Annotated in this window: 29 protein-coding genes; 15 read left to right on the top strand and 14 right to left on the bottom strand. The window is 62.1% G+C overall.

Translation table 11 applies throughout. From position 1 onward, the window contains the following. The first annotated feature begins 196 nt into the window (after positions 1-196). Positions 197-970 (top strand): SDR family oxidoreductase, encoded by a 774-nt coding sequence (locus H7C86_RS27155; RefSeq protein ID WP_021332096.1) that lies wholly within the window; start codon positions 197-199, stop codon positions 968-970. Positions 971-1,002: 32 nt separating this feature from the next. Here H7C86_RS27155 and H7C86_RS27150 read toward each other — a convergent pair whose 3' ends face one another. Both H7C86_RS27150 and H7C86_RS27145 read right to left on the bottom strand, forming a co-directional pair. After that, a complete protein-coding gene (locus tag H7C86_RS27150; protein ID WP_046379194.1) occupies positions 1,003-1,434 on the bottom strand; it encodes a nuclear transport factor 2 family protein in 432 nt (143 codons plus the stop codon). After that, on the bottom strand, positions 1,431-2,354 hold the full coding sequence (locus H7C86_RS27145) for an alpha/beta fold hydrolase (protein WP_182262596.1): 924 nt from the start codon (positions 2,352-2,354) through the stop codon (positions 1,431-1,433). The genes H7C86_RS27150 and H7C86_RS27145 overlap by 4 nt, the downstream gene beginning before the upstream one ends. Before the next feature lie 111 nt (positions 2,355-2,465). Here H7C86_RS27145 and H7C86_RS27140 point away from each other — a divergent pair, with 111 nt between their 5' ends. After that, positions 2,466-3,467 carry an NADP-dependent oxidoreductase gene (locus tag H7C86_RS27140; protein ID WP_003939765.1) on the top strand — a complete coding sequence of 334 codons (1,002 nt, stop codon included), beginning with the start codon at positions 2,466-2,468 and terminating at the stop codon, positions 3,465-3,467. 55 nt (positions 3,468-3,522) lie between these two features. On the opposite strand, the gene H7C86_RS27135 is transcribed toward H7C86_RS27140, so the two are convergent. Together H7C86_RS27135 and H7C86_RS27130 are read right to left on the bottom strand one after the other, a co-directional pair. Then, positions 3,523-4,671, bottom strand: coding sequence for a CaiB/BaiF CoA-transferase family protein (locus H7C86_RS27135; RefSeq protein ID WP_182262595.1), 1,149 nt, complete (start codon positions 4,669-4,671; stop codon positions 3,523-3,525). Continuing rightward, the gene (locus H7C86_RS27130) at positions 4,668-5,840 is read right to left on the bottom strand and encodes an acyl-CoA dehydrogenase family protein (protein WP_029256136.1); all 1,173 of its coding nucleotides are present in this window, start codon (positions 5,838-5,840) and stop codon (positions 4,668-4,670) included. The genes H7C86_RS27135 and H7C86_RS27130 overlap by 4 nt, the downstream gene beginning before the upstream one ends. A gap of 159 nt (positions 5,841-5,999) precedes the next feature. On the opposite strand from H7C86_RS27130, the gene H7C86_RS27125 reads away from it, so the two are divergent. Next, on the top strand, positions 6,000-7,070 hold the full coding sequence (locus H7C86_RS27125) for a LacI family DNA-binding transcriptional regulator (protein ID WP_182262594.1): 1,071 nt from the start codon (positions 6,000-6,002) through the stop codon (positions 7,068-7,070). A 4-nt stretch (positions 7,071-7,074) separates the two neighbouring features. Here the strand turns inward: H7C86_RS27125 and H7C86_RS27120 are convergent, their stop codons facing one another. The 3 genes from H7C86_RS27120 to H7C86_RS27110 are packed head-to-tail and all read right to left on the bottom strand — an operon-like array spanning position 7,075 to position 9,085. After that, a complete protein-coding gene (locus tag H7C86_RS27120) occupies positions 7,075-7,626 on the bottom strand; it encodes an SRPBCC family protein (RefSeq protein WP_182262593.1) in 552 nt (183 codons plus the stop codon). Between the two features lie 50 nt (positions 7,627-7,676). Further along, positions 7,677-8,324 (bottom strand): alpha/beta fold hydrolase, encoded by a 648-nt coding sequence (locus tag H7C86_RS27115; protein WP_133727026.1) that lies wholly within the window; start codon positions 8,322-8,324, stop codon positions 7,677-7,679. Further along, positions 8,321-9,085 (bottom strand): MBL fold metallo-hydrolase, encoded by a 765-nt coding sequence (locus H7C86_RS27110; protein WP_020970640.1) that lies wholly within the window; start codon positions 9,083-9,085, stop codon positions 8,321-8,323. The genes H7C86_RS27115 and H7C86_RS27110 overlap by 4 nt, the downstream gene beginning before the upstream one ends. Before the next feature lie 19 nt (positions 9,086-9,104). Between H7C86_RS27110 and H7C86_RS27105 the strand changes: the two genes are divergently transcribed. Continuing rightward, a complete protein-coding gene (locus H7C86_RS27105; RefSeq protein WP_259349308.1) occupies positions 9,105-10,229 on the top strand; it encodes an alpha/beta hydrolase in 1,125 nt (374 codons plus the stop codon). On the opposite strand, the gene H7C86_RS27100 is transcribed toward H7C86_RS27105, so the two are convergent. Continuing rightward, positions 10,165-10,755 (bottom strand): TetR/AcrR family transcriptional regulator, encoded by a 591-nt coding sequence (locus tag H7C86_RS27100; protein ID WP_019745124.1) that lies wholly within the window; start codon positions 10,753-10,755, stop codon positions 10,165-10,167. The genes H7C86_RS27105 and H7C86_RS27100 overlap by 65 nt on opposite strands. Positions 10,756-10,885: 130 nt before the next feature. Here H7C86_RS27100 and H7C86_RS27095 point away from each other — a divergent pair, with 130 nt between their 5' ends. The 6 genes from H7C86_RS27095 to H7C86_RS27070 all read left to right on the top strand — a co-directional run bounded on the left by H7C86_RS27095 (position 10,886) and on the right by H7C86_RS27070 (position 15,553). Beyond that, positions 10,886-11,881: a patatin-like phospholipase family protein gene (locus H7C86_RS27095; RefSeq protein ID WP_019745125.1), complete on the top strand. Its 996-nt coding sequence runs from the start codon at positions 10,886-10,888 to the stop codon at positions 11,879-11,881. A 13-nt stretch (positions 11,882-11,894) separates the two neighbouring features. Continuing rightward, on the top strand, positions 11,895-13,451 hold the full coding sequence (locus H7C86_RS27090; RefSeq protein ID WP_182262591.1) for an NAD(P)/FAD-dependent oxidoreductase: 1,557 nt from the start codon (positions 11,895-11,897) through the stop codon (positions 13,449-13,451). Further along, the gene (locus H7C86_RS27085; RefSeq protein WP_182262590.1) at positions 13,448-14,326 is read left to right on the top strand and encodes an SDR family oxidoreductase; all 879 of its coding nucleotides are present in this window, start codon (positions 13,448-13,450) and stop codon (positions 14,324-14,326) included. The genes H7C86_RS27090 and H7C86_RS27085 overlap by 4 nt, the downstream gene beginning before the upstream one ends. 19 nt (positions 14,327-14,345) lie before the next feature. Then, on the top strand, positions 14,346-14,864 hold the full coding sequence (locus H7C86_RS27080; RefSeq protein WP_092764286.1) for a GNAT family N-acetyltransferase: 519 nt from the start codon (positions 14,346-14,348) through the stop codon (positions 14,862-14,864). Positions 14,865-14,954: 90 nt separating this feature from the next. Next, positions 14,955-15,365 carry a hypothetical protein gene (locus H7C86_RS27075; protein WP_020970646.1) on the top strand — a complete coding sequence of 137 codons (411 nt, stop codon included), beginning with the start codon at positions 14,955-14,957 and terminating at the stop codon, positions 15,363-15,365. Further along, a complete protein-coding gene (locus tag H7C86_RS27070) occupies positions 15,365-15,553 on the top strand; it encodes a helix-turn-helix transcriptional regulator (RefSeq protein WP_019745129.1) in 189 nt (62 codons plus the stop codon). The genes H7C86_RS27075 and H7C86_RS27070 overlap by 1 nt, the downstream gene beginning before the upstream one ends. A gap of 23 nt (positions 15,554-15,576) precedes the next feature. On the opposite strand, the gene H7C86_RS27065 is transcribed toward H7C86_RS27070, so the two are convergent. From H7C86_RS27065 to H7C86_RS27045, 5 genes are all read right to left on the bottom strand, one after another. After that, on the bottom strand, positions 15,577-15,804 hold the full coding sequence (locus H7C86_RS27065; RefSeq protein WP_021345436.1) for a hypothetical protein: 228 nt from the start codon (positions 15,802-15,804) through the stop codon (positions 15,577-15,579). An 81-nt stretch (positions 15,805-15,885) separates the two neighbouring features. Then, the gene (locus tag H7C86_RS27060) at positions 15,886-16,713 is read right to left on the bottom strand and encodes an ABC transporter ATP-binding protein (protein WP_019745131.1); all 828 of its coding nucleotides are present in this window, start codon (positions 16,711-16,713) and stop codon (positions 15,886-15,888) included. Beyond that, positions 16,697-17,812, bottom strand: coding sequence for an aliphatic sulfonate ABC transporter substrate-binding protein (locus H7C86_RS27055; protein WP_092764288.1), 1,116 nt, complete (start codon positions 17,810-17,812; stop codon positions 16,697-16,699). Before H7C86_RS27055 ends, H7C86_RS27060 begins: the two co-directional genes overlap by 17 nt. Further along, on the bottom strand, positions 17,809-18,666 hold the full coding sequence (locus tag H7C86_RS27050) for an ABC transporter permease (protein ID WP_020970648.1): 858 nt from the start codon (positions 18,664-18,666) through the stop codon (positions 17,809-17,811). The genes H7C86_RS27055 and H7C86_RS27050 overlap by 4 nt, the downstream gene beginning before the upstream one ends. A gap of 244 nt (positions 18,667-18,910) precedes the next feature. Continuing rightward, the gene (locus tag H7C86_RS27045) at positions 18,911-19,822 is read right to left on the bottom strand and encodes a bifunctional 2-polyprenyl-6-hydroxyphenol methylase/3-demethylubiquinol 3-O-methyltransferase UbiG (RefSeq protein ID WP_182262589.1); all 912 of its coding nucleotides are present in this window, start codon (positions 19,820-19,822) and stop codon (positions 18,911-18,913) included. A gap of 88 nt (positions 19,823-19,910) precedes the next feature. On the opposite strand from H7C86_RS27045, the gene H7C86_RS27040 reads away from it, so the two are divergent. The 4 genes from H7C86_RS27040 to H7C86_RS27025 all read left to right on the top strand — a co-directional run bounded on the left by H7C86_RS27040 (position 19,911) and on the right by H7C86_RS27025 (position 23,315). Beyond that, positions 19,911-20,756 (top strand): LLM class F420-dependent oxidoreductase, encoded by an 846-nt coding sequence (locus H7C86_RS27040; protein WP_080909546.1) that lies wholly within the window; start codon positions 19,911-19,913, stop codon positions 20,754-20,756. Between the two features lie 105 nt (positions 20,757-20,861). After that, positions 20,862-21,434, top strand: a complete 573-nt coding sequence (locus H7C86_RS27035; protein ID WP_020970650.1) for a flavin reductase — start codon at positions 20,862-20,864, stop codon at positions 21,432-21,434. After that, on the top strand, positions 21,427-22,053 hold the full coding sequence (locus H7C86_RS27030; RefSeq protein WP_182262588.1) for a superoxide dismutase: 627 nt from the start codon (positions 21,427-21,429) through the stop codon (positions 22,051-22,053). Before H7C86_RS27035 ends, H7C86_RS27030 begins: the two co-directional genes overlap by 8 nt. Before the next feature lie 170 nt (positions 22,054-22,223). Further along, positions 22,224-23,315, top strand: a complete 1,092-nt coding sequence (locus H7C86_RS27025; RefSeq protein ID WP_182262587.1) for an alpha/beta fold hydrolase — start codon at positions 22,224-22,226, stop codon at positions 23,313-23,315. A 1-nt stretch (position 23,316) separates the two neighbouring features. Here the strand turns inward: H7C86_RS27025 and H7C86_RS27020 are convergent, their stop codons facing one another. Beyond that, positions 23,317-24,582 carry a VWA domain-containing protein gene (locus tag H7C86_RS27020; RefSeq protein WP_182262586.1) on the bottom strand — a complete coding sequence of 422 codons (1,266 nt, stop codon included), beginning with the start codon at positions 24,580-24,582 and terminating at the stop codon, positions 23,317-23,319. 175 nt (positions 24,583-24,757) lie between these two features. Here H7C86_RS27020 and H7C86_RS27015 point away from each other — a divergent pair, with 175 nt between their 5' ends. Next, positions 24,758-25,720, top strand: coding sequence for a GGDEF domain-containing protein (locus H7C86_RS27015; RefSeq protein ID WP_020908968.1), 963 nt, complete (start codon positions 24,758-24,760; stop codon positions 25,718-25,720). Positions 25,721-25,901: the final 181 nt, after the last annotated feature.

Below are 25,901 nucleotides of genomic sequence, written 5' to 3'. Positions count from 1 at the left end.
CACAGTCCGGCGAATCAACTCGAGCTTGCATCTCAGTCAAACGCTGTGACCAGCGCCGTGTCAAGACACTGGTCAGGTCGAGGCACCTACGGCGACAGCTCGCTCGATACAGTCGACAGCTCGCCCGCTACAGTGATGCTTCCAACTGAAGTGACCTCACCCCATTTGAATTGCAGGACATCTCTGGAGGCGAGCAGTGTCTGACAGGCGCGGGACCGTGTTGATCACCGGCGTCGGCCGGAGCAAGTCGATCGGAGCAGCCCTCGCATTGGGTCTCGCCGAGGATGGTTGGGATCTGACGATCGGCTACTGGGCGCCTTATGACGAACGCGTCGGGTTCGTCCGCGGAGCGCACGATCCGCAGGACGTTGCCGAGAAGTGTCGCGCACTCGGGAGCCGTGTCGACCTGGTTCCCGGAGATCTGGCCTCGCCGGATGCGGCCGCACAGCTCGTTGACGCTGCCGCATCGCGGAATGACCTTCGTGGGCTGGTGCTCTCGCATTGCGAAAGCGTCGACAGCTCGATCCTCGATACCACCGTCGAGAGCTGGGAACGACATTTCGCCGTCAACGCCCGCGCCTCTTGGCTGCTGATCAAAGCGTTCGCTGAACGCCTTCCGGAGCAGCGCGACGTCAGTCAGGTGACTGGGCGGATCATCGCACTCACCAGCGACCATGCGGCCCACAATCTTCCGTACGGGGCCAGCAAGGGCGCTCTCGACCGCATCGTCATCGCCGCCGCACTCGAACTTGGATCACGCGGCGTGAGGGCAAACGTCATCAACCCAGGACCGATCGACACAGGGTGGATGACACCGGAGATCAGACAGGCCGCAACCCTCCAGACCCCTGCCGGCCGGCTGGGTACTCCCGGCGACACTGCAGACCTCGTTCGATTTCTGATGTCCGACGCCGGAGGCTGGATAACAGGACAACTCCTTCACTCCAACGGTGGATTCCGCACCAGCTGAGCAGGCAGACTGGGCCCGCGCCCGGACTCAGGTCAGGCCTTGTAGGTCGGTAGCGTCTGCCCGAGCCTGCGGCCCATCTCGGCAGCCAATGCGGCGAGCCCGCTGGCCGGACGCACCATGACCTCGAAATCGACGATCTTGCCGTCCTCGTCGAATTCGACCATGTCGATTCCCTTGAGGCTCTTGTCTCCGATGTTCGCACTGAATTCGAGAACGACCTGCCGACCGTTGGCTCCGGCGAACTGACGGTGGTACTCGAAATTCTCGAACACCTGGATCACCGTATTGAGAATGAGCACAACGGCATCCGCGGACTGGTACGGCTTGAATCCGGTGGGCGATCGGAACTGCGCGTCGGGCGCGACAATGGTCGGTAGTGCCGACAGGTCACCGGTTTCGATCATGGTGTGCCACAACTGCAGTGCAGCTTCAACTTTCGGTTCGAGAGTCAATTCCGTGCTCATGCTTCTACCCTTTCCTCGATGTTACCTGCCGCTTGATTTACCGGCACTTGACTTGCGACGGCCCACGCACTCAACACAGTTCGCACCCCGGTCACGAGTTGCAACGGCTGATCGATCATGACGTGATGGCCGGCTTCGGGAATCTCCGCCACGATGGCCTCCGGTCCGAACAGTCCGCGCATGTGCTCCATGAGTCGATCGGACACGATACCGTTCTCAGCTCGGAAATAGGCTACGCGGCAACGTGGTTCACTGTCGAGAACATCTTCGGCACCAACTCGGAGAAAGAAGTTCGGATCGAATTTCCATGACCAACCGCCATCGACTTCCTCCATGGACGTGGCTGCCACATGGTCACGCACCGCAGGCAGTCCCGAATCCTGGGGCGGAACGAAGCGGAATCGACCCATCGCGTCTTCCCTGGTGAGGTAAACCTTCTTGGGGCCGAACGCATTCTGGCGTCGAGCTGCCTCCTCTTCGGGCGTCCGCGCCTTGAGTGGCGAATCGATGATGACAACGCCGTCCAACAGTTCGCCGTGCAGATGCGAGGCCACGAAGGAAACAATCCCACCCATACTGTGCCCCACCAGAATCGGCTTGCCGTCGATTCCCCCGGCCTCGGCCGCCGCCAGCACCTCGCGAGCCCACTGGGATATCGCGTAGGCATCGCGAGTGTCACTGTCTCCGTGGCCCGTCAAGTCGAGAGCGACGACGCGCCGCCCCTCGGCGAACTGCGGCGCGATGTGATCCCACCAGCGACTGTGGGCTGCGCCGCCGTGGATCAGCACAATTCCCGGCCCCGCCGACCCCCAAGCCCGAAAGTGCACCGAAGCGCCCTCGACCTCCACCGACCCCGTCTCGACCGGCGCTTCCAGCGCCCGAGTGAACCAACCAGGCGCGTCTTCGACGACATTGCTCATCGATCGAACATACATAGTCGTCAATCGGTTCATCCAACTCTTCCCAGTTCGTGATCCATCACCTATATTGAATCCGGCCTCAAGTTCAATTCGTTTCGCCGAAGGGGAGAGATGACCAACCGCCAAGTACGCCTCGCCGCCCGCCCGACAGGACTTCCCGACGCTTCCACCTGGGAATATGTCGACGCCGAGATCCCGTCCGCCGGGCCGGGTGAGTTTGTCGTCAAGGTCGAATACCTCTCCCTCGACCCCGCGATGCGCGGTTGGCTCAACGACGTCAAGTCGTACGTTCCGCCGGTCAAGCTCGGTTCCGTCATGCGCGCCCACGGCGTCGGACGCATCACCGAATCCCAACACCCCGATTACCAGGTCGGGGACATCGTGGCGGGATCGTTCGGCGCTTCCGAGTACGGAGTGTCCGACGGAACAGATGTGACCCGGGTCGACGAATCGATCGCTCCCTTACCGACCTGGCTCGGAGCTCTCGGATTCCCCGGCGTCACCGCATATTTCGGACTGCTCGACGTCGGAAAGCTGAAAGACGGTGACACCGTCGTCGTATCCGGTGCCGCGGGCGCGGTCGGCAGCCTGGTCGGTCAGATCGCAAAGCTCCACGGATGCAAGGTCATCGGCATCGCCGGCGGTCCGGAGAAGTGCGCGTGGCTCACCGAGGACCTCGGCTTCGATGTCGCCATCGACTACAAGAACGAATCCGTCTACAAGGCGCTCAAGTCCAACGCTCCCGACGGTATCGACGTCTACTTCGACAACGTCGGCGGAGAAATTCTCGACGCTGCTCTCTCCCGTTTGCGCCTGGGCGCTCGGGTGGTCATCTGCGGCGCCATCGCGGGTTACAACGCCACCGAGCCTCAGCCAGGCCCCGCGCACTACCTGTCACTTCTCGTCAATCGGGCCACGATGGCCGGCTTCGTGGTCTTCGACTACCTCGATCGCTACGCAGAAGCGCAGGAGCAGATCGGAAAGTGGATCAAGAGTGGCGAATTGACTGCCCGCGAGCACGTCGTCGACGGGGGTATCGACGCGTTCGGCGACAGCCTCAATCTTCTCTTCGCCGGTGCGAACACCGGAAAGCTGGTCCTGAAGGTCAGCTGAGTCACCCACACACGCAGATCGGCCACCGGGTATTCCGGTGGCCGATTCGCTTGGGTCAACTGACTCCCGACGGAGTGGGAACGCTGTCCTCCCCCAACCGCGGCGGGGCCGACCGATAGGTTGCCGGCGTGCCGCTCATCCGAATCGGATTGGCTACCTGCCGGGTCGGTGCATCGCGACGCGGGTCGTCGATGGACACCACCGGATCGAGATTCAGTCGCTCCGCCAGCGCTATCGCGTCGGCGATGTCGTTGAGAGGTCCACACGGGACACCTCGCTCGGTCAGCGCCTCGAACCACGAGTCTGCAGTGCCCTTGGCCAACGCAGCAGTGACGGCATCGAACAACTCTTCTCGATGCGCGACCCGATCCCGGTTCGAGATGAACCGCACATCCGCGGCAAGTTCGGGAACTCCGAGAACCTCTGTCAACGAACCGAATTGCCGGTCGTTGCCGACAGCGAGGACCAGCGGACGGTCCGCGGTGTCGAATACCTCATATGGTGCGATGCTCGGATGTCGATTGCCCATTGCCTGAGGCACCACGCCCGCGGCAACATAGCCGGACGACTGGTTGGCGAGCGCGGAGAGCAACGAGGACAACAGATTGACCTCGACGTGCTGTCCTTCGCCCGTTCGATCGCGATGGCGCAGCGCTGCAAGGATTCCCACGCTGGCGTGTAGGCCCGTGATGACGTCGACCACCGCGACGCCGACCTTGGTGGGAGTCTTGGGATCGGGGCCGGTGATACTCATCAATCCGCCCACCGCCTGGATCAACAGGTCGTATCCCGGCAAAGAGTTGTTGCCACCGAAGCCGCTGATCGAGCAGTAGACGGCACGCGGATTCATTTCTCGCACAGAGTCGTAACCCAATCCCAGCCGGTCCATCGTTCCCGGCAGGAAGTTCTGAACCACTACATCCGCGCCGCGAACCAACTCACGCGCACTCTCCAGATCCTCCGGCTCGCGCAGATCCAGAGTGACCGACTTCTTGTTGCGGTTCACCGACAGGAAGTAACTCGACTCGTCCCCGACCCATGGCGGACCCCAACTACGAGTGTCGTCGCCGACACCCGGACGTTCGATCTTGACTACCTCCGCGCCGAGGTCGGCGAGAATCATCGTGGCGTACGGGCCGGCGAGGACGCGACCGAAATCAGCGATCACCAGCCCGTCGAGCGCTCCGACAGCGTCGACCGTCACCGGAACGCTTCTTCACCGGTGAGAGCGCGACCGATCACGAGCTGGTGAACCTCGGAGGTGCCCTCGTAGGTGAGAACGGATTCGAGGTTGTTGGCGTGGCGAATCACAGGGTACTCGAGCGTGATTCCGTTGGCGCCCAAAATGGTGCGGCATTCACGGGCGATCTTGATGGCCTCGCGGACATTGTTGAGCTTGCCGGTACTGACCTGCTCGGGGCGAACCGTCCCTGCATCCTTGAGGCGTCCGAGGTGGATGGCGAGCAACTGACCCTTGCCCAATTCGACTGCCATGTCGGCGATCTTGGCCTGGGTGATCTGGTACGCAGCGAGCGACTTGTCGAAGACCTTGCGATCACGCGCGTAGGAAATCGCGGTCTCGAGGCAGTCACGTGCGGCACCCATCGCGCCGAAGATGATGCCGAAGCGTGCCTCGTTGAGGCAGCCGAGGGGCCCGGAAAGTCCGCGTGCCTTGGGTAGCATCGCCGAGGCAGGAAGACGCACGTCCTCGAGCACCAGTTCCGAGGTGACCGACGCGCGCAGCGACATCTTGTTCTTGATCTCGGGGGCGGAGAACCCCGGAGTGTCGGTGGGAACGACAAATCCGCGCACGCCGTCTTCGGTTCGCGCCCAGACCACGGCGACGTCCGCAATGGAGCCGTTGGTGATCCACATCTTGGTGCCGTTGAGGATCCAGTCGTCGCCGTCGCGCTTGGCGTTGGTTCGCATACCGCCGGGGTTGGATCCGAAATCGGGTTCCGTGAGACCGAAGCAGCCGATGGCTTCACCCGCCGCCATCCGCGGGAGCCATTCTTCCTTCTGCTCTTCACTTCCGTTGTGGTGGATCGCGAACATGGCGAGCGAGCCCTGGACCGAGACGAGGCTGCGAATGCCCGAATCGACAGCTTCGAGTTCCTGGCAGGCCAACCCGTACGCCGTGGCACTCATTCCGGCACAGCCGTAGCCCTCGAGGTGCATGCCCAGAACGCCGAGCGCGCCCAGTTCCTTGGCCAGCTCACGCGCCGGCAGTGCTGCCGCTTCGAACCATTCACCTATGTGCGGGCGAATGCGATCGTCGACCATCTTGCGGACCGTGTCGCGGATCGCGATCTCCTCGGCGTCCAGCAGGGTGTCGATGGCAAAAAGCTCGGACAGGGACTGCGGCGTGGTCACGGGGCCTCCAGTGTTCTCGGGCGCAATCCTTTGCGAGAACGATTGCGCAATCGTTTGCATCGCCTAGAGTAGAGCCCAGTTGCACACCCGTCAATCCCCGAACAGCCAACCGACTCAGAACCAACTCAGAACCGACGCACACCAGGAGCCCCGACGCAGATGACGCCCGATCCGTCGAACCGCAGCAACGGCCGTCCGCCAACGCTGCGCGAAATCGCCGACCAGGCCGGGGTCCACATCTCGACGGCGTCGCGGGTCCTCCGTCAGCCCGAGCCCGCCGACGGTTGGTCCGACTCCGCACTCCGAGTTCGTCAGGTTGCCGAGGAACTCGGTTACCAACCGAACCTGTGGGCGGCCAGCCTGCGTACCCGCAAGACCACCACCATCGGCGTCGTGATGCCGAGGCTGACGGACGTCGTGGTGGCCACGATGTTCCAAGGCATCGAGGAAGCCGCCACCGCAGCCGGGTACTCCGTCCTGCTCTCCAGCCCACCCGACGATCTGGACGCGCAGCGCAAAGCGGTCGAGTTCCTGGTCAGCCGACAGGTCGACGGTCTCATGCTGAGCAGCATCCACCTGCCGGGTACCGATTTCGTCGACTCGCTCCCCCTGCGCTCACTGCCGATCCTGCTGCTGAACCGGCACATCGACTCGGCGACGTCGTCTCCGAACCGAGGTCTTCCCTTTGTCAGCGGCGACGACCGACTCGGCGGCTACCTCGCGGGGAAGCATCTACTGGACTGCGGCTATCGCGATCTCGGAGTGATCGCGGGGCCGGATCACGCCAGCACGTCGCGGGAACGCGTCGCGGGTTTCCGCGATGCCCTGACCGAAGCCGGTCTGGAACTGCCGCCGAACCGAATAGTGGCGTCCGAGTTCGAAGTTCAAGGGGGTGTCGATGCGGCGGCCACATTGCTCGGTGGGGATTCACGCCCCGACGCCGTCTTCACGGTGAGCGACACCATCGCGATCGGCGTACTCGGTGTGGCCCGTGATCTCGGGTTGAGCATTCCCGACGATCTTGCGCTGGTCGGCTACAACGACATTCCGGTTGTCTCCCAACTCCCGGTGCCCCTGACAACGGTGAGGTCCCCCGCCCGAAAGATCGGCGCGACCGGGCTCGAGCACCTACTCGCACTGATCTCTGGCAAGAACGTCGAATCCGTGAAACTTCCCGTCGAACTGATCGTGCGAGCCTCCACCAGAAAACCTGCCAGTCACAAACTCTGAGCAGCTACCAAACCTGAGATTCGTCGATGCCCAACTGTCGCGCGTAACCGGAGTTGAGTGCGTCCCAACCGTACTCGCGCGCCCGTTCGCCCACGATCGGTCCGAAGGGCTCGCCTGCCAGAAGGGCATCGAGTACGTCGAAGCACAAATGCCACCCGGCAGCGAGTGCCGACGCCATCCCCTCGGCGCGCGACCTCTGCGTCAGTACGACGCGGGTGCCGCCCTCGACCGAGGTCAGGTCCCACACCAATTCGTCCGGGCCCCACTCGTGTTCGAGCCGCCGAGTGGTCTCCACAACGTGAACGGTGACCGGCAGCGACATTTCGGGGGCTCCGTCCTCGGTGAGCATGGTGATCACGGCGTCACCGGTACGGCTCAGATTCCGATCGGCGGTGTACGGCGTCCATTGCGCCAACATCTCCGGGTCGGTGATCGCCTCCCACACCTTCTCGACGGGATACGGCAGCACCCGAGGGAAGCTGACGACTGTGTCGTCCCCGTCGACGCTCACCGTGACGTCGAACAGGGCACTGGGCTGATACGGCTGGGCACTCATGATTCGATCTCACCAGGAACCACCGACACGGGCAACTGCCCGCTCGGCGTTCAGAACACGAACAAAGCCGATGCGGCCGCGACTGTCGCCTCCACCACCGGAAATTTCACCACGGACAAGTCGTGTCGCGCTCCTTCGAACTCCACCAGACGTGTCGCGGCGGGAACCAGGTCGAGTGCTGCCTGTATCTCCTCCGTCGTCGCGAACTCGTCCTTCGATCCGTGGACGACAACGGTCGGGGTGTTCAGGTCGGGCAGGTGTTCGGTTCTGAGCTTCTCGGGCTTCTTCGGTGGATGCAGTGGATAGGACAGCAGGACCAGGCCGTCGACAAGTCCCGGGTTCTCCGCTGCCATCATCGACGCCTGCCGACCGCCGTACGAATGTCCGCCGAGCAGAACGGGTCCGGGCACCGAGTAGTCCGAGCGAACAGCGGCAATCACCTCGGCAATGCCCGCACGATCCTCCGCAGCACGCGACGGATGCGGCGGCCCCGAAGCTCGACGCACCCGAAACGCGAGATCGAAGCGCAGAACTTGCACTCCTGCTGCAGCAAAGCCGTCGGCGACAGCGCGCAACAGCACAGTGTCGCAATCACTTCCGGCGCCGTGGGTCAATGCCAGGATTGCGACGGGCACTGACTCGGGGCGGTGCAGGAAACCGTGCACCGCGCCTTCGTCGACCGTTTCGACAGTACTCATGGACGCATCCTTGTCCGGCCCGCTCGGGCCTGTTCGACTGCGGCAGCCAAGCTGCCTTCGTAGACCGGCCCGTGTCCGGGAAACAGCGCGCCGGCGGGCGCAGCGGCAATATTGTCCAACGCCTGGTCCGTCGCTCCACGGTCATGGTTGAAGGGGCACACCAGAAATTGTGGTCCGGCGACGCTCGACGTCGCATGTCCGGTCACCAGAGCGTCACCCGACGCGATGACTCCTGCCTCGGGGACAAGGTAAGCGCTGTGGCCGTCGGTATGCCCGTGGGTAGGAATCGGCACGATCCGACCGGGAACGTCCAGCGCACCACCTGCCGCAAAGGCCTGTGCTCGAGGCAGTTCCGCGCCTTTCAACGCGCCTGCTCCGATCACGTCGAGTAGCCACTTCGGAGCGCCTCGCCGCCACAACAGCAACGGAACTTTGGCCGGCGACAACTGCTGCAGGTACTCCCGCTTCGCGTGGGGCACTTCCAACGGATCCATCAGGACCGGAACCTCGAGCCGAGTCACGATGTCCGCGATTCCACCGATGTGATCGACATGCGCGTGAGTGACGAGGATTGCCCGAACATCCCCGAGCTGGTGACCGATCTGCTCGATCGAGCGTTCGACGTCGGCGCCGTTGGCCGGGTATCCGCCGTCGATCAACGTCAGATCGGCCCCCTCTTCGACCAGGACCCAATTGGCGTGACCGCACCGAACCAGATGTGTGTTCTCGATCTGCGTGATCGACAGTGCCGCAGTAGTCATGCTTGGTAGTGTGCGCCACGTGTCGGAATCCGTGAAGCAGGCCAGCAGCCGCAGCATTCGAGATCGCGCCGAAGCGTCCTTGGTAGCAGCCGCATTCGCGCTGCCCAGCGCGGTGAAACGTCGAATCACCGGGCCACCCGTCGTCATCGAGGGCAACACGCTCGACGCCGACGCACACCTGCTGCTCACGCTCGCGAAGACGCGGCCACTCCCCTCACATTCCACCGATCCCCAGTCACTCGCCGCTGCTCGCGCCAATCTCACCCGAACCGCGATCATGATGGGCGGCAGACCCGCGCAGGTCCGCACCGAAGAGATCTCCGTTTCGGGTGCCGACGGCCCGCTCCGCGCCCGGCTCTACGTTCCGACTGCCGACACCGGCGCTCTGCTCGTCTACTTCCACGGCGGCGGCTGGGTACAGGGCGGCATCGAATCCCACGACGCTCCGTGTCGCCTGTTGGCCGAGACCTCCGGCGCACGGGTCATCTCGGTCGACTACCGGCTTTCACCCGAATTCGCTTTCCCCACACCGGTAGACGACGCCTATGCCGCGTACCAGGATATCGTCGACCGCGCCGAAGAGTTCGGGGCAGACCCGACACGCATCGCTGTCGGAGGAGACAGTGCGGGCGGGCACCTGTCCGCGACGGTGGCGTTGCGTGCCCGCGACGACGGCAAGACGCCACCGGCAGCACAGCTGTTGATCTACCCCGCGACCGACTTTCACGAGAAGGCTCCCTCGAGAACGACGTTCGGTGAAGGCTTCTTCCTGACCGAGGCCAATATGAACTTCTACGAGTCCAGCTTCCTCGGCAAGGATGCCGATCGACTCGACCCGTTGGTATCGCCGCTACGCGCCCCAGACGTGGCCGGACTGCCACCAGCCATCGTGATCACGGCGGGATTCGATCCACTCCGAGACGAAGGCGAAGCGTACGCAGCACGATTGCGAGACAACGGTGTTCACGTCACGGATAGACGCTATCCCGGCTTCATCCACGGCTTCGTCAACGTTCTGGGGCCCAGTGCCGGATCCCGTGCAGCGGTCGCCGAGATCGGCGGCATGCTCCGCGCACTCCTCAGCCGCCCGACAGAATTTCCCGCACCGTATCCACCAGCGGATCGACGGGAAGCTCTGGGCTGATTGCGCGCTGTAGCCCCAAACCGATTCCGACGCTGAGCATTCGCAGCGCGGCTGCGTCCGGATCCAGCGTCGGCGTCACCCCGTTGGATTCCGTGAGGTGTTGGACCAATCCGGCGATCAGTCCGCGCACCTGGTCGGCACCCGCCGCGATCTTCTCCCGAATGTCCTCGCTGTGCCGCGATCTCACCGAGAACTCGACCTCGAGCAGCGTCCACCTCTGGTCCCCGATTGTTCGCTCGGCCCACCGCGCGAATTCAGCCACCGCATCGTCGAGGGTCGATTTCGCCCCGAGTTGCGCAGTGATCTCACCGACCTTGGTCAGCCTGATCCGGCCGAGAACTTCGGCACACAATTCATCCTTGTTCTTGAAATTCGAGTACACCGCCCCCTTGGAGTACCCGGCGTCCTCGGCGATCTGATCGAGAGAGGCCGCGGCGTATCCGCGATCGAGAAAGTGCTCGACGGCCGTCGCCAACAGGGTCTCGCGGGTCAACGCCTGCGCTTCCTGCCTGGTCAATCGTGCCATCGGAACCTCCCAGTGGTCCTCGGTATCGAGATTCCCACGGTAGCCGAATACCGCGAACGGTCGTCGAGTGGAGTACTGAAACCAATTTTTGGGGTACCAACGTTATTCGGATACTGATAGTCTCCGAAACATGACTTCAGATGTGACCGGTACCACCGTGCGCCAAAACAGCGCACCGAGACGCGGCTTGGCCATCGGCTGCGGCGGCACTCTCGGTTTTGCCTGGACTGTTGCCGCGCTCGCCTCGGTCCGGGATGCGCTCGACTGGGATCCACGGGAAGCCACAGCCATCATCGGGACGTCCGCCGGCGCCGAGTTCGTGACGATGCTCGGCAGCGGAGTCGGTGTCGACGAGTTGGTTGCCATGCAACTCGGCAACGCCGCCGCACGCCCCGAGCTCCTCACCCACATCGCGTCGGCGCCCGGAAAGCTCCCGCCACTTCCGAGACTGGGCGTCGGCAATCCACGACTCCTCACGCGTCGAGACCTTCCGGTTCTGAGCCGGATGAGCGGCATCGCACCGGTTGGTGGCGGCGACCCGTCCTGGCTCACTACGCTCGCCGAATCACTTGCTCCGGGCGATTCGTGGCTCCCACATCCGAACGCGTACATGGTATCCATGGACTACAGAACGGGGCGACGGGTCGCATTCGGGGCACAGGGGGCTCCGAAAGTGACCGTCGGTGAAGCACTCCGAGCGTCATGGGCGATTCCCGGCTGGTTTCCACCCGTCACGATCGACGGCGTCAGGTACATCGACGGCGGCGCCGCATCCACGGCTTCGGTAGACCTTCTGCTCCCCCTCCAACTGGACGAGCTGGTTGTACTGGCGCCCATGGCTTCTCGAACCCTGAGGCCGGCGCGCGGAGCCGCCCGTATCGAACGCGGTGCACTGCGCAATGCCATGTCCAAGGGGCTCGATCAGGAGATCGAACTGGTCCGCTCCGCGGGTACCAGAGTCATACGAATCGATGCCACCGACGACGACCTTGCCGTGATGGGCGCCAACTTCATGGACGGCCGCCGACGGCTCGCCACCTTCGAATCATCGCTGCGTACAACACGTGCGAGCGTCAAGCGCGAACTCGATGTGCACCCGTTCCAGCCCACTCGTTCCCACCAGTGAAAGCGCAGACTCAGTGAACTACGAATCTGACCACTTCGAGGTCGTGATCATCGGCGGTGGAATTTCCGGAATCGGCGCGGCTATCCACCTGCAGCGTCTCGGAATCGACAACTTCGCACTCCTCGAGAAGGCCGACTCCCTCGGTGGAACCTGGCGCGCCAACACCTATCCCGGGTGCGCCTGCGACGTTCCATCCGGTCTGTACTCGTACTCCTTTGCCGCCAATCCGGATTGGACGCGCTTGTTCGCGGAGCAACCGGAGATCCGCGAATACATCGAGACCACGGCGGGCACGCACGGAGTCGACAAACACGTTCGCTTCGGGGTCGAAATGCTCTCCGCGCGATGGGATGCGTCGCAATCACTCTGGAAGATAACAACTTCCAGCGGCGAACTGACTGCTCGCTTCGTGATAGCCGCTGCCGGCCCATGGAACGAACCCCTGACACCGGCGATCCCCGGACTGGAAGCGTTCGAGGGAGAGGTGTTTCATTCCTCGCAGTGGAATCACGACTACGACCTGACCGGAAAACGCGTCGCTGTCGTAGGAACCGGAGCCTCGGCTGTCCAGTTCGTTCCGCGCATCGTCTCCCAGGTCTCCGCCCTTCACCTCTACCAGCGAACCGCTCAATGGGTTCTTCCCAAACCCGATCACTACGTACCGCGGATCGAAAGGTCCGTCATGCGATTCGTGCCGGGAGCACAGAAAGCCTTGCGCAGCATCGAATACGGAATCATGGAAGCGCTCGGATTGGGATTCCGTAATCCATGGATTCTGCGAATCGTGCAGAAACTCGGGTCAGCCCAATTGCGCCTGCAGGTACGCGATCCGAAGCTGCGCAAGGCATTGACTCCCGACTACACCCTAGGTTGCAAGCGACTGCTCATGTCGAACTCGTACTATCCGGCCCTCGGCAAACCCAACGTCAGCGTCCATGCCAACGCCGTCGAGCAGATCCGCGGTAACACCGTGATCGGCGCCGACGGAGTGGAGGCGGAGGTGGACGCCATCATCTTCGGAACGGGCTTCCACATCCTCGACATGCCCATCGCATCCAAGGTATTCGACGGAGAAGGTCGATCACTCGACGATCATTGGCAGGGAAGCCCGCGGGCGTACTTCGGTTCCGCCGTCAGTGGATTCCCCAACGCGTTCATCCTGCTGGGCCCGAGCCTCGGCACCGGGCACACATCGGCGTTCATGATCTTGGAAGCCCAACTGAACTATGTGGCGCAGGCAATCGGCCACGCCCGTCGTCACGGCTGGCAGACCATCGACGTGCGAGAGGAAGTTCAGGCAGCCTTCAACTCTCAGGTTCAGGAGGCATTGGGGACCACGGTCTACAACGCCGGTGGTTGCGAAAGCTACTTCTTCGACGTCAACGGCCGCAACAGTTTCAACTGGCCGTGGTCGTCCGGCGCCATGCGTCGACGGCTACGGGACTTCGATCCGTATGCCTACAACCACACGTCGAACCCTGAGTCAGACAACACGCCCCCTGAACCCACGCCATCTGAACCCACGCCATCCGAGCCCACCACCAGTCCGGAACCGGAGTACACCGCATGAGCCTCTTCGGCACCACCTACCCGCCGATCGATCTCGACGGAGCGGTCGTCGTCATCTCGGGCGGTGGCCGCGGAATCGGAAGGGCGACAGCCAAGTTGTTCGCTGCTCGCGGTGCACTCGTATGCGTCGGCGATCTCGACGAGGAGACGGCCGTCGACACAGCGGAGTCCATCGGCCCACGTGCCCGCGGTTACCTGCTGGACGTCACCTCGCGCGATTCCTGGGATGTGTTCGCCTCCAAGGTGATCGGCGAATTCGGCCACATCGACATTCTCGTCAACAACGCGGGAGTGATGCCGCTCGGCAGCTTCCTCGACGAGTCCGACGCCACCAGTCGAGTCACCCTCGACGTCAACGTCTGGGGGCCTATTCACGGGATGCGCGCCGTGTTGCCCGGCATGGTGGATCGACGACGCGGACACGTCGTCAACATCGCATCGATGGCAGGCAAACTTCCGGTACCCGGGATGGCCGTGTACAACGCCAGCAAGTTCGGCGCAGTGGGTCTTTCGGCTTCTGCCCGTGTCGAATTCGCAGATTCCGGGGTCAGCGTCAGCGCGATCCTGCCCAGCGCGGTGCGGACCGGCCTCTCGTCAGGCGTGCCACTCGGAAAGGGAATGCCGACGGTTGAGCCCGAGGTAGTGGCCAAGGCCGTCGTCGACACGGTCGCGCATCGGCGAGCCGAAACTGCAGTTCCCCGTTACCTTGCGGGCTGGGATCTCGTCGACGCACTGGTCCCCGAATGGATCATCAACATCGGCCGCCGGGTGATCGATGATCGCCGCGCACTGACATCGGTAGATCCGAACGGGCGTGCGGACTACGAAAAGCGAGTGGCACGTCAGGCCGAAAACGGGGAGCACAATCCGAAGTGAACCGGGTAGTTTCGTGGCCATGTACATCCGCCGCGAAACTTCTTCCGACCGTGACGCCATCTATTCACTGCTCGGGGCGGCGTTTGCCGACCAGGCACCGCCCGGCGAGACTCCCTACGAGATCGAACTGACACGCCAACTCTTCACCTCGGACGACTACTTACCGAAGTTGTCGCTGGTCGCCGTAGCCGGCGGTGAGATCGTCGGCTTCGTGATCGGGACACGCGGATGGGTCGGTCCCGTGGAGGCTGTTGGCCTCGGCCCGCTGGCTGTCACCCCGGGTAACCAGCGCAGCGGGGTTGGTTCGGCACTGATGCACGCGGTGGTCGGCGCGTGCGACGCCCTGGACGTGCCGCTGATCGCACTCTTGGGCAGCACCGAGTACTACCCGCGGTTCGGATTCGTCACCAGCACGGACGTCGGAGTGGAGTCTCCGGAAGCTGAGTGGGGCGCTCACTTTCAGATCAGAACGCTCACCACACATCGCGCTGATCAGACGGGGAAGTTTTCATACGCAGCGCCTTTCGGAATCGCGTGACCCGGAGCGCGATGTAAGAGTTCTTTGACATACGGCGTGCGTGAATCTACGCTCAACCCTGTCAAAGAACTCTTACATCCGGGAGGCTTCATGAGCACCACGGCACGGTGGAGCCTGGTTATCGGCATCGGCGTCGCAGTAACGCTGACCCTCGGCTTTTTCGCAGCACTGACCGCCGGCGACCAGAAGACGTTGACCTTCGTCGTCTTCGCAATCGTCATGGCGCCGGCTTGCATCGGATCGGTATGGGCCCTTTTCCCATCGGAAAAGAACAAGGCTCCCGCCTATCCCGAGGACACCGTCGAAACAGAATGGAGTCGCAAGGCCGGATTCGGCGCGTTCACAGACTTGATCACTGCCATGGGAATCGCGCTGATCGCGCACAATGTCTTCGGCGCTCCCGAACTGCCGCTCCTGATCTTCACTGCCCTCGGCCTGGTCGACTTCGGAATTCGGTACTGGGCGGTGTCGAGGGACCGCGCCCCCACGATCGAGATCTGATGCGCAACAACCTTCAAGAACTTCGTACGGCAGCCGGATTGTCACAGCAAGCGTGCGCCGACGCACTCGGAATCACGCGCCAAACCGTCATCTCGATCGAGAAGGGCCACTTCGACCCGCGTCTGTCGCTGGCGTTCCGAATCGCCGAGTACTTCGACAAACGCGTCGACGACGTCTTCTCCAGCTGACGCCGTCTCGGGCTGACAGAAGGTCAGTCGAACAGGGTAGGCGACCCGTTTTCGTCTTTCCCGTCGTCGACCGCCGTCGTCTTCTTGCCCGAGCCCTTGCGGACGACGGTCAACGTCGTCGTTCGACGCGACAACCTGTGCCCGTCACTGTGTTCGAGCAACGCCATGCCCTGGCGAACTTCGACTACCGTCCACGGACCCGCATGGCCGGCTGCCTGCACGAGGTCACCGGACTCCACCTCAGTTGCCATGACCACTCCTTGTTCGTCGTGTCCTGCACGTTCTCCTTCCTATTATCGACGCGGCCACCTGGTAGTCGACGCGCAGGGTACCTACGCTGCAGCAGCAACCTTGACCGCATGGCCGACTTCGGCTCGGAATGCCGCGTATTCGGGTGAGCCTCGGAGATCGTCGGGATCGACGCCGGTTCGTGGCAGATCGATTTTCAGGTCCAGCGCGACCTTGCCGGGCCGGCTTGTCAGAACTACGACGCGGGAGCCGAGAAAGGCCGCCTCGTCGGCACTGTGAGTGACGAAGACACTTGTTCGCCCCGATTCGGCACTGACACTGCGGAGGTCCTCCTGCAGACGCTCGCGAGTGAGGGCGTCCAATGCGGCAAAGGGCTCGTCCAGCAACAGCAACGACGTTTCGGCCGCCAAGGCCCGGGCAATTGCCACCCGCTGCTGCTGCCCGCCGGATATTTCCCAGATACGCCGGTCCGCTGTGCCGCCCAGACCGACGCGGTCGAGAAGCTCGTCGCGCCTTCGCCCGCGTTCGCTCTTCGTCACCCCGGCATATTTGAGTGCCAGATCGATGTTGCCGCCCACCGATTTCCACGGAAACAGTCGTGGTTGCTGAAACACCACGCCGGCACTCGACCCGGGAATCGGGTCGGATCCTGATACCTGAACTGTTCCACTGGAAGGATTTTCGAAACCCGCAATCAGCCGCAGCAACGTGCTCTTGCCGCAACCCGAGGCTCCGACGAGGACCAGAAACTCACCAGGGGCGACGTCGATCGATACCGGCCCGAGTGCCGTGACGGACTCTCGACCGTGGCCGTACTTGTGCGAGACGGTGTCGATTCGGATCGCGCCCGGGCGGTCGGCAGCGAATCCTCCCGCGGCCTGCTGTGCGGTCTCGCTACTGGTCAAGGACATCGGGAAGCCCCTTCACATAGAGAGCATTCTGAAAGACCGCCAGATCAGGCACACTGTCGATCTGCTTCTGCTCGGCCAGGAATTGCGCTGCACTCTGCAGGTTCACTGCAAGATTCCCGGGAGCGCCTTCGGTGCCCAGCCATTCCGGCGAGGAGATCTGCTCGGGAGTGAGGAACACTCCCTGCTTCAGCTGTGCTGCCGCGTCTTCCTTCGAGGCACCCAATTGCGCGGCAACAGCTTCCGCTGCCGCGTCCGGGTCTGTGGCGATTGTCGTGAGCGCGCGGGCTTGAACCTTTCGCCAGGTGTCGACGATCTCGGGGTGGTCCTTGGCAAACGCGGTCGACACCACACCAAGATCGAGTGTCGGCTTTCCAGCCGTCGCGAGCTCGCGGCTGGCGATCAACTGTGTTCCGTCCTTACGGAGTTCGTCGAGCGTGGGCAACCAGGTGTAGACGGCATCGATGTCACCGCGCTGCCAGGCAGCGAGGGATGCTTGCGGCTGGAGATCCACCAACTGGACGTCGTCGGCACTGAGTCCGGCCTGGTTCAGTGCTGCCAGCAGACTGTAGTGCGCGGTCGAGGCGAATGCCGTGGCCACTTTCTTGCCACGCAGATCTGCGACGGTCTTGATTCCGGTTGCGTTGCGCGCCACCAGGGCTTCGTTGTCGCCGGCCACGTCGAGAACAAACGCGACCTGGTACGGAATGTTCAGCGGTGCCGAGAGACCACGAGCAACCGGACTCGAACCGATTGCGCCGAAATCGATTTCACCGGCGATGAAGGCGGTGTTGATGTCGGCTCCCGAATCGAACTTCGTCCACTTCACGTTGTACTCGGGCAGTGCGTCTTCGAGCCAGCGATTGTTCTTGACTATCAAGTCGCCGCTCGGGAACGACTGGTAGGCGATACGGATCGTTTCCTTGGACGAATCCTGGCCCGAATGATCCACCGAGCACGCACCGAGAACAAGGGCAAGAACGCCGATCAGCACCGTGAACGCCGTCCGGGAAGCCCTTCCCTCGTTGCGGTTCGGATTGCTGTTGCGCTTCAGATTGCCGCTGGGCTCGGAAATGCTGCCATATTTCTCATTGTCGGTCATACTTTTCCCCTCCAGGGAACGGCGCGGCGCTCAGCAGCCCGCAACAGTCCGTCGATGATCAAACCGGAGAATCCGATGGCGAAGATCCCCACCAGCACTACCGGAGTGTTGTTGTAATTGCTTGCATCCTTGACCATTCCGCCGATTCCGGGGATGCCGTTGAACAATTCAGCCGCGACAACTGACGAGTACGCCATACCCACCGACAAGCGAATGCCCGTGAAAGTCTCAGGCAGCGCCGACGGGACGACCACGTCTCGGATCACCTGCGCCCGTGAGGCTCCCAGCGCCCTGGCAGCTTCGACCAGCCCGACGGGTGCCGCGACAACAGCAGCTGTGGTGGCCACTGCTGCCGGCGGTAGCGCAGCCAGCGCCAGAAGCGTGATCTTCGGCGCCTCGTCGATTCCCAGCCAGATCACCAGCAGGAAGAAGTACGCCAAGGGCGGCAGTGCCCGCAGGAAGGTCAACCACGGTTCGAGCAGGCTCCGCAGCCATGTCACCGATCCCATTGCCAAACCTAAGATCACGCCCAATCCGACGCCGATGATCACACCGACCAGCACCCGTCGCAGCGTCATGTAGAGGTGCTCCCAGAGCAAATACCCCTGGTAGCCACGCACTCCGTCGTGCGTGGTCATCGTGTTGACGAAGGCATGCCAGACCGTGCTCGGAAAGGGCACGAAGGTCTCACTCCAGGTGCCGCTCGCCGCGGCGACCTGCCACAAGGCCAAGAATGCGATCACGGAAAGCACCGGCAGTCCGACAGTGGTCACACTCGAAGTCCACGGCCGACGCGGCTCACGGTTCGGTTCCGCGACTGATGTTGGTTCTATTGCTTCGACAGGAGTCGACATCGCTGTTCTTCCTCGACGTACGGAAAATTCCGGCACACATGCAGCAACGAGCGCACATGCAGGGGCGAAGGCACACAGAGCGGCGCCATTCTCACTCAGGAGAGTCGGAAGGAATCAACAGCAACAGCAGTTGGCACCAAGACGGCACAGGTCGACGGCGATGCGTCGTGTCAGTGGCGTCGTGGGCATGGGGGTAATTACTACCTGTGTCTGCAATTACCCGCAAATGCGGGGGAAATAGGCGTCAGTCGGCCAAGCGAACAGACAGCGAATACATCAGCGGTATCTCTGGTCGTCCGGCCTGGACTCCCCAACGTTTGCCGCCGAGTTCTGCCATCTCCTCGAATCCTTGCCAACCGTTGGCGTACGGGTACTCGTCGAAGGACTCGAGCGTCAATCCGGCACGCCGCAGGGCGCCGAGCACCTCGGCGATGGACCAGTTGAATTCACATGAAGGGAAGGGATTTTCGAAGTCCTCGACTCCGTCTCCCTGAGCGCCCGGCAAGACGAGATCGGCTGAATCTGCCACGTAGTCGCCAACGCCACCGGGTTCGGTCACGGGAGTCCCGCCTCCGTACGGGTATGTCAGCGACCACTTCTCGTCGAAACACATGGCAAACGGATGAAACTCCACCAGAACGAATCGACCGTTCGGCGCCAGAACACCGGCAATCCCCTCGGCCCACTCGTCGAGATCGGGTAACCAGATCACCGTTCCGTACGAAGAGAAGACTCGATCGAACTTCCTCCCGGTAGCGCCAGCAGCTCGGAGCCACGCAGATACATCCGCTCGCTCGAAATCGGCGGCAATGCCGGATTCCGCAGACAACGTTCGGGCGAAGTCGATCGCAGAATCCGAGATGTCGACGCCGGTCACCGCGGCACCGAGAGCAGCCAAACTCAACGAATCCTGACCGGAATTGCACTGCAGATGAAGAATCGAGGAGCCGTCGATCTCGCCGAGCAGCGCCACTTCTTCCGGAAACAAGGTCGACCCGCCGTTGCGAAAGAACTGTGCTTGGTCACCTTTGTGACTGTTGTGAGCGACGGTCGCCGCATTCCACGACAACCGATTCATCTCCACTGCGTCCATCTCTACTGCATCCACCTCTCGGCCCACAACAACTCCGCCCGAGTTCACCACGCCCCCGGTCACGTCGGCAATCGATTTACTGGGCTGGAAACCTATCCGAACGAAGATGCAACAGGTTACAGTTTTTCGACGGACCATCGAAGGAGAACCAGTGCGCTACGGACTCAGCCTGTTCACCAGTGATCGCGGCATCCGCCCTGCCGATGCAGCAAAGGCTGCGGAGGCGAATGGATTCGACGCCTTCTACGTTCCGGAGCACACTCACATCCCCGTATCGAGGGATTCCGATCACCCCGGAACCCAGTCGGCAGAATTGCCCGACGACCGTTACATGCGCACACTCGACCCATGGGTTGCCCTCGGCACCGCCGCTTCGGTCACGAGCACCATCCGATTGGGCACCTCGGTGGCCCTCCCCCTCGAACACGATCCGATCACTCTCGCGAAAACCATCGCATCGCTGGACCATCTTTCCGGCGGACGCGTGGTTTTCGGCGTCGGATTCGGCTGGAATGCAGAGGAACTCGCCGACCACGGCGTACCGCCCAACAAACGCCGGACCGCACTCCGCGAGTATCTCGAAGCCATGGGTGAACTGTGGTCGAAGGAAGAAGCTTCGTACGATGGCCAATTCGTGAAGTACGGGCCAAGTTGGGCCTGGCCCAAGCCCGTTCAGAAGCCCCGTCCTCCCATCTTGTTGGGCGGCGGCGGCAACGAGAAGACTTTCAAGTGGATCGCAAAGTCTGCCGACGGGTGGATCACCACACCGATCGAGCAGGAGATCGACGGAAACGTGGAACTGCTCCGAAAGATCTGGGCCGAAGCAGGTAGAGTCGGCGAGCCTGAAATAACCGTCCTGGCAGGCAAACCCGATCCGGAGAAGCTCGCCCACTGGGCAGATATCGGTGTCACGGAGGCGATGTTCGGCACTCCGGACAAGAGCCCCGAAGAGGTGGTCGGATACATGGAACGTCTGGCAGCCAAGCTCGGACGGTGAGGTCCGCCACAGCACCTTGACCTCAACTGCACTCGAGGTTTTAACGTCGGTATTGCACAAGACAGTGCAACGACAGCAAAACCCGAGTCAGAAGAGGTGCTAAGTGTGACGACAAAATTGGTTGGCACCCAACCTGTTTCGGATGTCGCTGTTGATTCGGCGCCGTCCATCCGAAGCGCATTCGTTGAGGCATTCCGAAATCATCCCGCCGGCGTCTCGATCATCACCGCGACGGGCAATGACGGCCCGGCCGGCATCACGTCGTCTTCGGTGATCTCGATCAGCGCCGATCCGGCAGTTCTGGCGTTCTCACTGCAGTCGTTGCGTGGTTCTGCGAGCGTCATTGCTTCCGCAAGCAGTTTTGTTGTTCACCTGGCAAATTCGGCGAACGCGCGACTGGCGGCCACGTTCGCGACCCGCGGCGCTGTCCGCTTCGGAGACGACATGCGCTGGTCGTTTCTGTCGACGGGTGAACCATTCCTGCACGGCACGGGCCACGCCTTGCGGGCGGTTCCCTTGAATGCCACGACGTGTGGCTCCGCAGTGATTGTCACCGCGCGCGTCGTCGACGTCATCGATCCGCAGCACGTGTCAGCGCCGCTCGTCTATCACGATCGAACCTATCGAAATCTCTCGTCTCACAACATTTCCTCAAAGGAAGGCATGTCACATGACTGAATACGTTCTCCCCGAGCTGGACTACGACTACGCCGCACTCGAACCGCACATCTCCGGCGAGATCATGGAACTGCACCACAGCAAGCACCACGCCACGTACGTGGCGGGCGCCAACAGCGCAATCGAGCAGTTGGCTGCTGCACGCGAAGACGGCACGATCACTGCGAAGGCGCCGCTGCTCAGTAAGAACCTCGCCTTCCACCTCGGCGGCCACACCAATCACTCGATCTTCTGGAAGAACCTCTCCCCCAACGGCGGTGAGCGACCAGAAGGCGATTTGGCAGCCGCGATCGACGAGCACTTCGGCACCTTCGACGCATTCGTCAACCACTTCTCTGCTGTAGCAACGACTTTGCAGGGGTCCGGCTGGGCGGTACTGGCCTACGACACGGTCGGGCAGCGCCTGGTCATCGAGCAACTCACCGACCAGCAAGGCAACATCAGCATCGGTATCGTTCCGTTGCTCATGCTCGACATGTGGGAGCACGCCTTCTACCTGCAGTACAAGAACGTCAAGGCCGACTACGTGAAGGCCTACTGGAACGTCATCAACTGGGAAGACGTTGCACAGCGATATGCGACGGCCACAGCCTCGACCGGCTTGATCGTCCCCGCCTGATCGTCCCCACCCGATCACTGCCATATCACCCCGATCAGCCCAGCTCGGCACGGTGGCTCCGTTGCCGAGCTGGGTTTTTGCACCCCCGAGATCGATGTATGTGAAGGCAGGTAACATACACCGAGCGCGGCTGACTCGGCCGTCCGCCGATTCGACTCCGAGGGGAACCAGTGCTCGATATCAGTGGTTTGATCGCGACGTGGCGTCCGACGCTGGACACCGCGGCGCGCAATGCATGGGGACTCTCGTTCGGCGACGGTGTCGAGAAGGCCGAACGCACGCCGTCGGTACTGATCAGCGAAGGTCTACACCGCGATCTGTATCGCTTCGGCGCATTGTGGACGCCCAGAGGCAATCCGGTTCTCCTCGTACCTCCCCTCGCGGTTTCAGTCGACTGCTACGACCTTCGTGCAGGCCAGAGCCTCGCCGCACACCTACTGGATGGCGCAAACACGCCCTACCTCCTCGACTACGGGACCATGCGGTACTCCGACCGCGGAATGGGTTTCGAGGCCTGGGTCGACGACATCATCCCGGAAGCGATCCGTACGATCTCGGACTTACATGACGGCGCACCTGTTTCGCTGATCGGGTGGAGCCTCGGCGGGACCATGTCTCTGCTCACGGGCTCCGCTCACTCCGACTTTCCGATCGCATCGATCACGGCAATCGGCACGCCAATCGACTACACGAAGATTCCCGCTATCAGCCCGTTGAGACTGATCGGCAAATACACGGGCGACACCCCGCTCACCTCCGCGACCAATCTGGTCGGCGGACTACCTGCTCCACTCGTTCAGGCGAGTTACAAGGTGACGGGGTTGCAGCGCGAAGTCCTCAAGCCATGGTTCATCGTGCGCAACCTCCACAACACCGAGACTCTGGCTCGCATGGAATCGATAGACAAGTTCATGGCAGCCATGCCTGGATACCCGGGCAAGGCATTTCAGCAGATCTGCGAACAACTCATGCTCGGCAACAATCTCTACAACGACGCCGTCACGCTTGCCGGACGCGAGATCAAACTGTCAGCTCTGAGCGTTCCCGTTCTCGCGATCGGCGGCACCACTGACGTGATTGCACCCATCGCTTCGGTGGAAGCAATCACGTCGGTCCTCACCGGCGCGCCGTCGGTCCGGTTCGAGAAGGCGCCGGGAAGTCACCTCGGGCTCGTTGCCGGCCCCACCGCGAGAGACTCCACCTGGGCGCACATCGACGAATTCTTGAAAGAGAATGCACCGCAGTTGGTTTCGACCAGCTAAATCACGGCGTCGTGATGCCCGCGGCTACAGCTGCCTTGTGCCAATCCGGGAATTCACTCAGCAAATGGGTGTACAACTTGGCGTCGTCGACGGTGTCGATGTCGTCCAGCGCGAAGAATCCGGCATTGTCGACCACCCTGCCGTCGAGGTCGTCGAGCTTCTCCAGCACTCCGTAGTTGGCCTTGCCGATTCCGACGAACTGCCAAAAGGCCGGGAGCCCAGACGCTTCACGCATCAATTTCGTGATTTCCTTGCGCTCGCTGAAGCCTCCGTCGGTGAAGAACAGGACGAGCGTCGGCGCCGAACCACGTGTCAGGCCGGAGAGAATCTCAGTCATGATCGGCACTTCACGATTTGCGGCGCCGATCTTGTCATAGTTGAATCCGCCGTGCGAGCCGCGCAAGTGCAGGTAGGTATCCGACCACTCTTCCGCGTCATGGACAGAGATCTCGGGAAGCTTGACGAAGCTGACTGCATACAAGTACGGCTCCAGCTTGCCGTCGTCATCGAGCTGGATCGCAACGGGAACCATGCGTTCGACAACACGATGCACCACTCTGGTGCGGTACTGCTTGGCCATACTTCCGGTTTTGTCGATCACCAGGACCACTCGCGCCCAAATTCCGTTGCCACCCTTGGTCAGCAAGACCTTGGCCACTTCGCGCTTTCGGAGGTCCAGCTTTTCCCGCTTCACCATCGAGAGTTTGGCTTCGTCGGGCACGGTCCGAATGCCATCTGCCGATTCAGCCGAGTCGGGTCGGCTCTGCGGTTCCTCGTCGACCGAGACTCCGAATGCAGTGACCAGATCTGCCAATCCGCTGTCCCAACCCGCCGAAACGTTCCGAACCTTCCAGTCCGTGCCGCGGCGATAGATCTCGACGAGGACCGCTGCCCTCTCACTCGTCAAACCCAAAGCCTGAGCCACGATAGCGGTGGAACCAGCCTGCTCCACCACGACACCAAGGCCCCCGACAGCAGAAAGGGTTCCGTTTGCCGCCGCATCAAGCGCCACGGCAACACTCAGCTGGTGGATGTCGGCGGGCAACCTCGCAATGTCGATTTCGATGACGCCGCCGGACTCCAAGCGCACCGCACCTTCGGGCGACACCGGCTGATTGAAGAAGACAAAATCTGCGTCGTTCCGCACCTTGTTCCGTTCGTCGAGCTGGAACACCATCAGGTCCACCGTGCCCGGGGCGCTACCGTTCACCGCCACCTTCAGCGAAGTTCCGTCAACGACTGTGTTCGCTCCACGCGCCAGCTCCATACCGGAAGATTAGCGGGCCACCAAAGAATCAACGGCCCCGCGGTCGGAAGAATCACAGCACACTTTCAGCAATCGACAGGATTCTCGAGGCAGACTGTTCGTGGAAGATTTGTCGCACGCGGGACCAAGAGCCTGAACATCGACAGAATCTTAGGGTCGATCAGGAGGTCACCAAATGCCGCACGGCCAGGCGCGCACCATCCCGATGCTGCCACTCCTGCCACCACTGACGAATTTCGACGACGCAAGTCGCTCGGTCGTGTCCTACCTCGACGAATATCTTCCGCTGGCACTGTGGTCGATCACGCGGTTCGACGGGTCGAATCAAATCTTTCTCACCGTCTCACCCAACCCACTTCACATCGAAGTCGGCGAGACCCGTACTTGGCAAAACACCATGTGCAGCGAGGTAGTCCTCGGAAATGCGCCGCCAGTCTCATCGAATCGCGCACTCGTACCTGCACTTTCCCGAGATGACAGGTGGGAAGGCATAGGCGCATACGTCAGCATCCCAATCCTTCACAACGACGGCAGTCTCTTCGGCACTCTGTGTGGCGCCGACCCGATTACGGGCGACTCCGTACTCGAGGACAACCTGGCCCTCCTCACTCTCCTGTGCCGACTCCTCGGAACCATTCTCGATGTCGACTATCAGCGCGCGCAGTCAGTGCGACTGGCCGAAACTGCGCAACTCGATGCCGAGACCGACCCGTTGACAGGTCTTCTCAATCGGCGCGGGTGGAACCGCATCCTCGAGGCCGAGCAAACTCGGTACCGCCAATTCGCCGATCCGGGATCTATCATCATCGTCGATCTGGACGGCATGAAGACCATCAACGACGAACTCGGTCACGCCGCGGGTGACGAATATGTTCAACGGGCCGGCAAGATCTTGGCAGCATGCGCGCACCCTGGTGCGGTGGTTTCACGGTTGGGCGGAGACGAGTTCGGAATCGCTCTGCCCGATACACAGCCGCGCGCCGTCGACTACCTGGTCGAGTGTTTGGAGAAGGCGTTCCGGAATGCCGACGTCTGTTGTTCGATCGGTCGAGCCGACTTTTCCATGTTCCAAAGCCTTTCCGAGACTTGGGATACGGCCGATGCCGAGATGTACCGCCACAAGCGCTCGAAGCACTGATTCGACTCCCCCACGGCCTGTTGGCACCGCATCGGAGGATCCCTTCGATGCGGTGCTGGCCCGTGTTCTGTTGTGCCCGAGGTTCTTCTCAGGTTTTGAAGGTGGTGTTCGCGGGCCGCGGATGCCGCTGCGGGTCGATCGAGGGTGGTGGGATGAACCAGGGTTTGTTGTCGACGCCGAT

This window comes from Rhodococcus sp. UFZ-B548 (genome assembly GCF_903819475.1).
GTDB lineage: Bacteria > Actinomycetota > Actinomycetes > Mycobacteriales > Mycobacteriaceae > Rhodococcus_F > Rhodococcus_F erythropolis.
This window is presented reverse-complemented; position numbering and strand designations above follow the sequence as displayed.

What these genes read in the sequence shown, in the direction of transcription:
- H7C86_RS27150 (WP_046379194.1), bottom strand. Translation starts at nt 1,434, where the DNA reads ATGAGCACGGAATTGACTCTCGAACCGAAAGTTGAAGCTGCACTGCAG.
- H7C86_RS27145 (WP_182262596.1), bottom strand. Translation starts at nt 2,354, where the DNA reads ATGAGCAATGTCGTCGAAGACGCGCCTGGTTGGTTCACTCGGGCGCTG.
- H7C86_RS27140 (WP_003939765.1), top strand. Translation starts at nt 2,466, where the DNA reads ATGACCAACCGCCAAGTACGCCTCGCCGCCCGCCCGACAGGACTTCCC.
- H7C86_RS27125 (WP_182262594.1), top strand. Translation starts at nt 6,000, where the DNA reads ATGACGCCCGATCCGTCGAACCGCAGCAACGGCCGTCCGCCAACGCTG.
- H7C86_RS27120 (WP_182262593.1), bottom strand. Translation starts at nt 7,626, where the DNA reads ATGAGTGCCCAGCCGTATCAGCCCAGTGCCCTGTTCGACGTCACGGTG.
- H7C86_RS27115 (WP_133727026.1), bottom strand. Translation starts at nt 8,324, where the DNA reads ATGAGTACTGTCGAAACGGTCGACGAAGGCGCGGTGCACGGTTTCCTG.
- H7C86_RS27110 (WP_020970640.1), bottom strand. Translation starts at nt 9,085, where the DNA reads ATGACTACTGCGGCACTGTCGATCACGCAGATCGAGAACACACATCTG.
- H7C86_RS27100 (WP_019745124.1), bottom strand. Translation starts at nt 10,755, where the DNA reads ATGGCACGATTGACCAGGCAGGAAGCGCAGGCGTTGACCCGCGAGACC.
- H7C86_RS27095 (WP_019745125.1), top strand. Translation starts at nt 10,886, where the DNA reads ATGACTTCAGATGTGACCGGTACCACCGTGCGCCAAAACAGCGCACCG.
- H7C86_RS27085 (WP_182262590.1), top strand. Translation starts at nt 13,448, where the DNA reads ATGAGCCTCTTCGGCACCACCTACCCGCCGATCGATCTCGACGGAGCG.
- H7C86_RS27080 (WP_092764286.1), top strand. Translation starts at nt 14,346, where the DNA reads ATGTACATCCGCCGCGAAACTTCTTCCGACCGTGACGCCATCTATTCA.
- H7C86_RS27075 (WP_020970646.1), top strand. Translation starts at nt 14,955, where the DNA reads ATGAGCACCACGGCACGGTGGAGCCTGGTTATCGGCATCGGCGTCGCA.
- H7C86_RS27070 (WP_019745129.1), top strand. Translation starts at nt 15,365, where the DNA reads ATGCGCAACAACCTTCAAGAACTTCGTACGGCAGCCGGATTGTCACAG.
- H7C86_RS27065 (WP_021345436.1), bottom strand. Translation starts at nt 15,804, where the DNA reads ATGGCAACTGAGGTGGAGTCCGGTGACCTCGTGCAGGCAGCCGGCCAT.
- H7C86_RS27060 (WP_019745131.1), bottom strand. Translation starts at nt 16,713, where the DNA reads ATGTCCTTGACCAGTAGCGAGACCGCACAGCAGGCCGCGGGAGGATTC.
- H7C86_RS27055 (WP_092764288.1), bottom strand. Translation starts at nt 17,812, where the DNA reads ATGACCGACAATGAGAAATATGGCAGCATTTCCGAGCCCAGCGGCAAT.
- H7C86_RS27050 (WP_020970648.1), bottom strand. Translation starts at nt 18,666, where the DNA reads ATGTCGACTCCTGTCGAAGCAATAGAACCAACATCAGTCGCGGAACCG.
- H7C86_RS27030 (WP_182262588.1), top strand. Translation starts at nt 21,427, where the DNA reads ATGACTGAATACGTTCTCCCCGAGCTGGACTACGACTACGCCGCACTC.
- H7C86_RS27020 (WP_182262586.1), bottom strand. Translation starts at nt 24,582, where the DNA reads ATGGAGCTGGCGCGTGGAGCGAACACAGTCGTTGACGGAACTTCGCTG.
- H7C86_RS27015 (WP_020908968.1), top strand. Translation starts at nt 24,758, where the DNA reads ATGCCGCACGGCCAGGCGCGCACCATCCCGATGCTGCCACTCCTGCCA.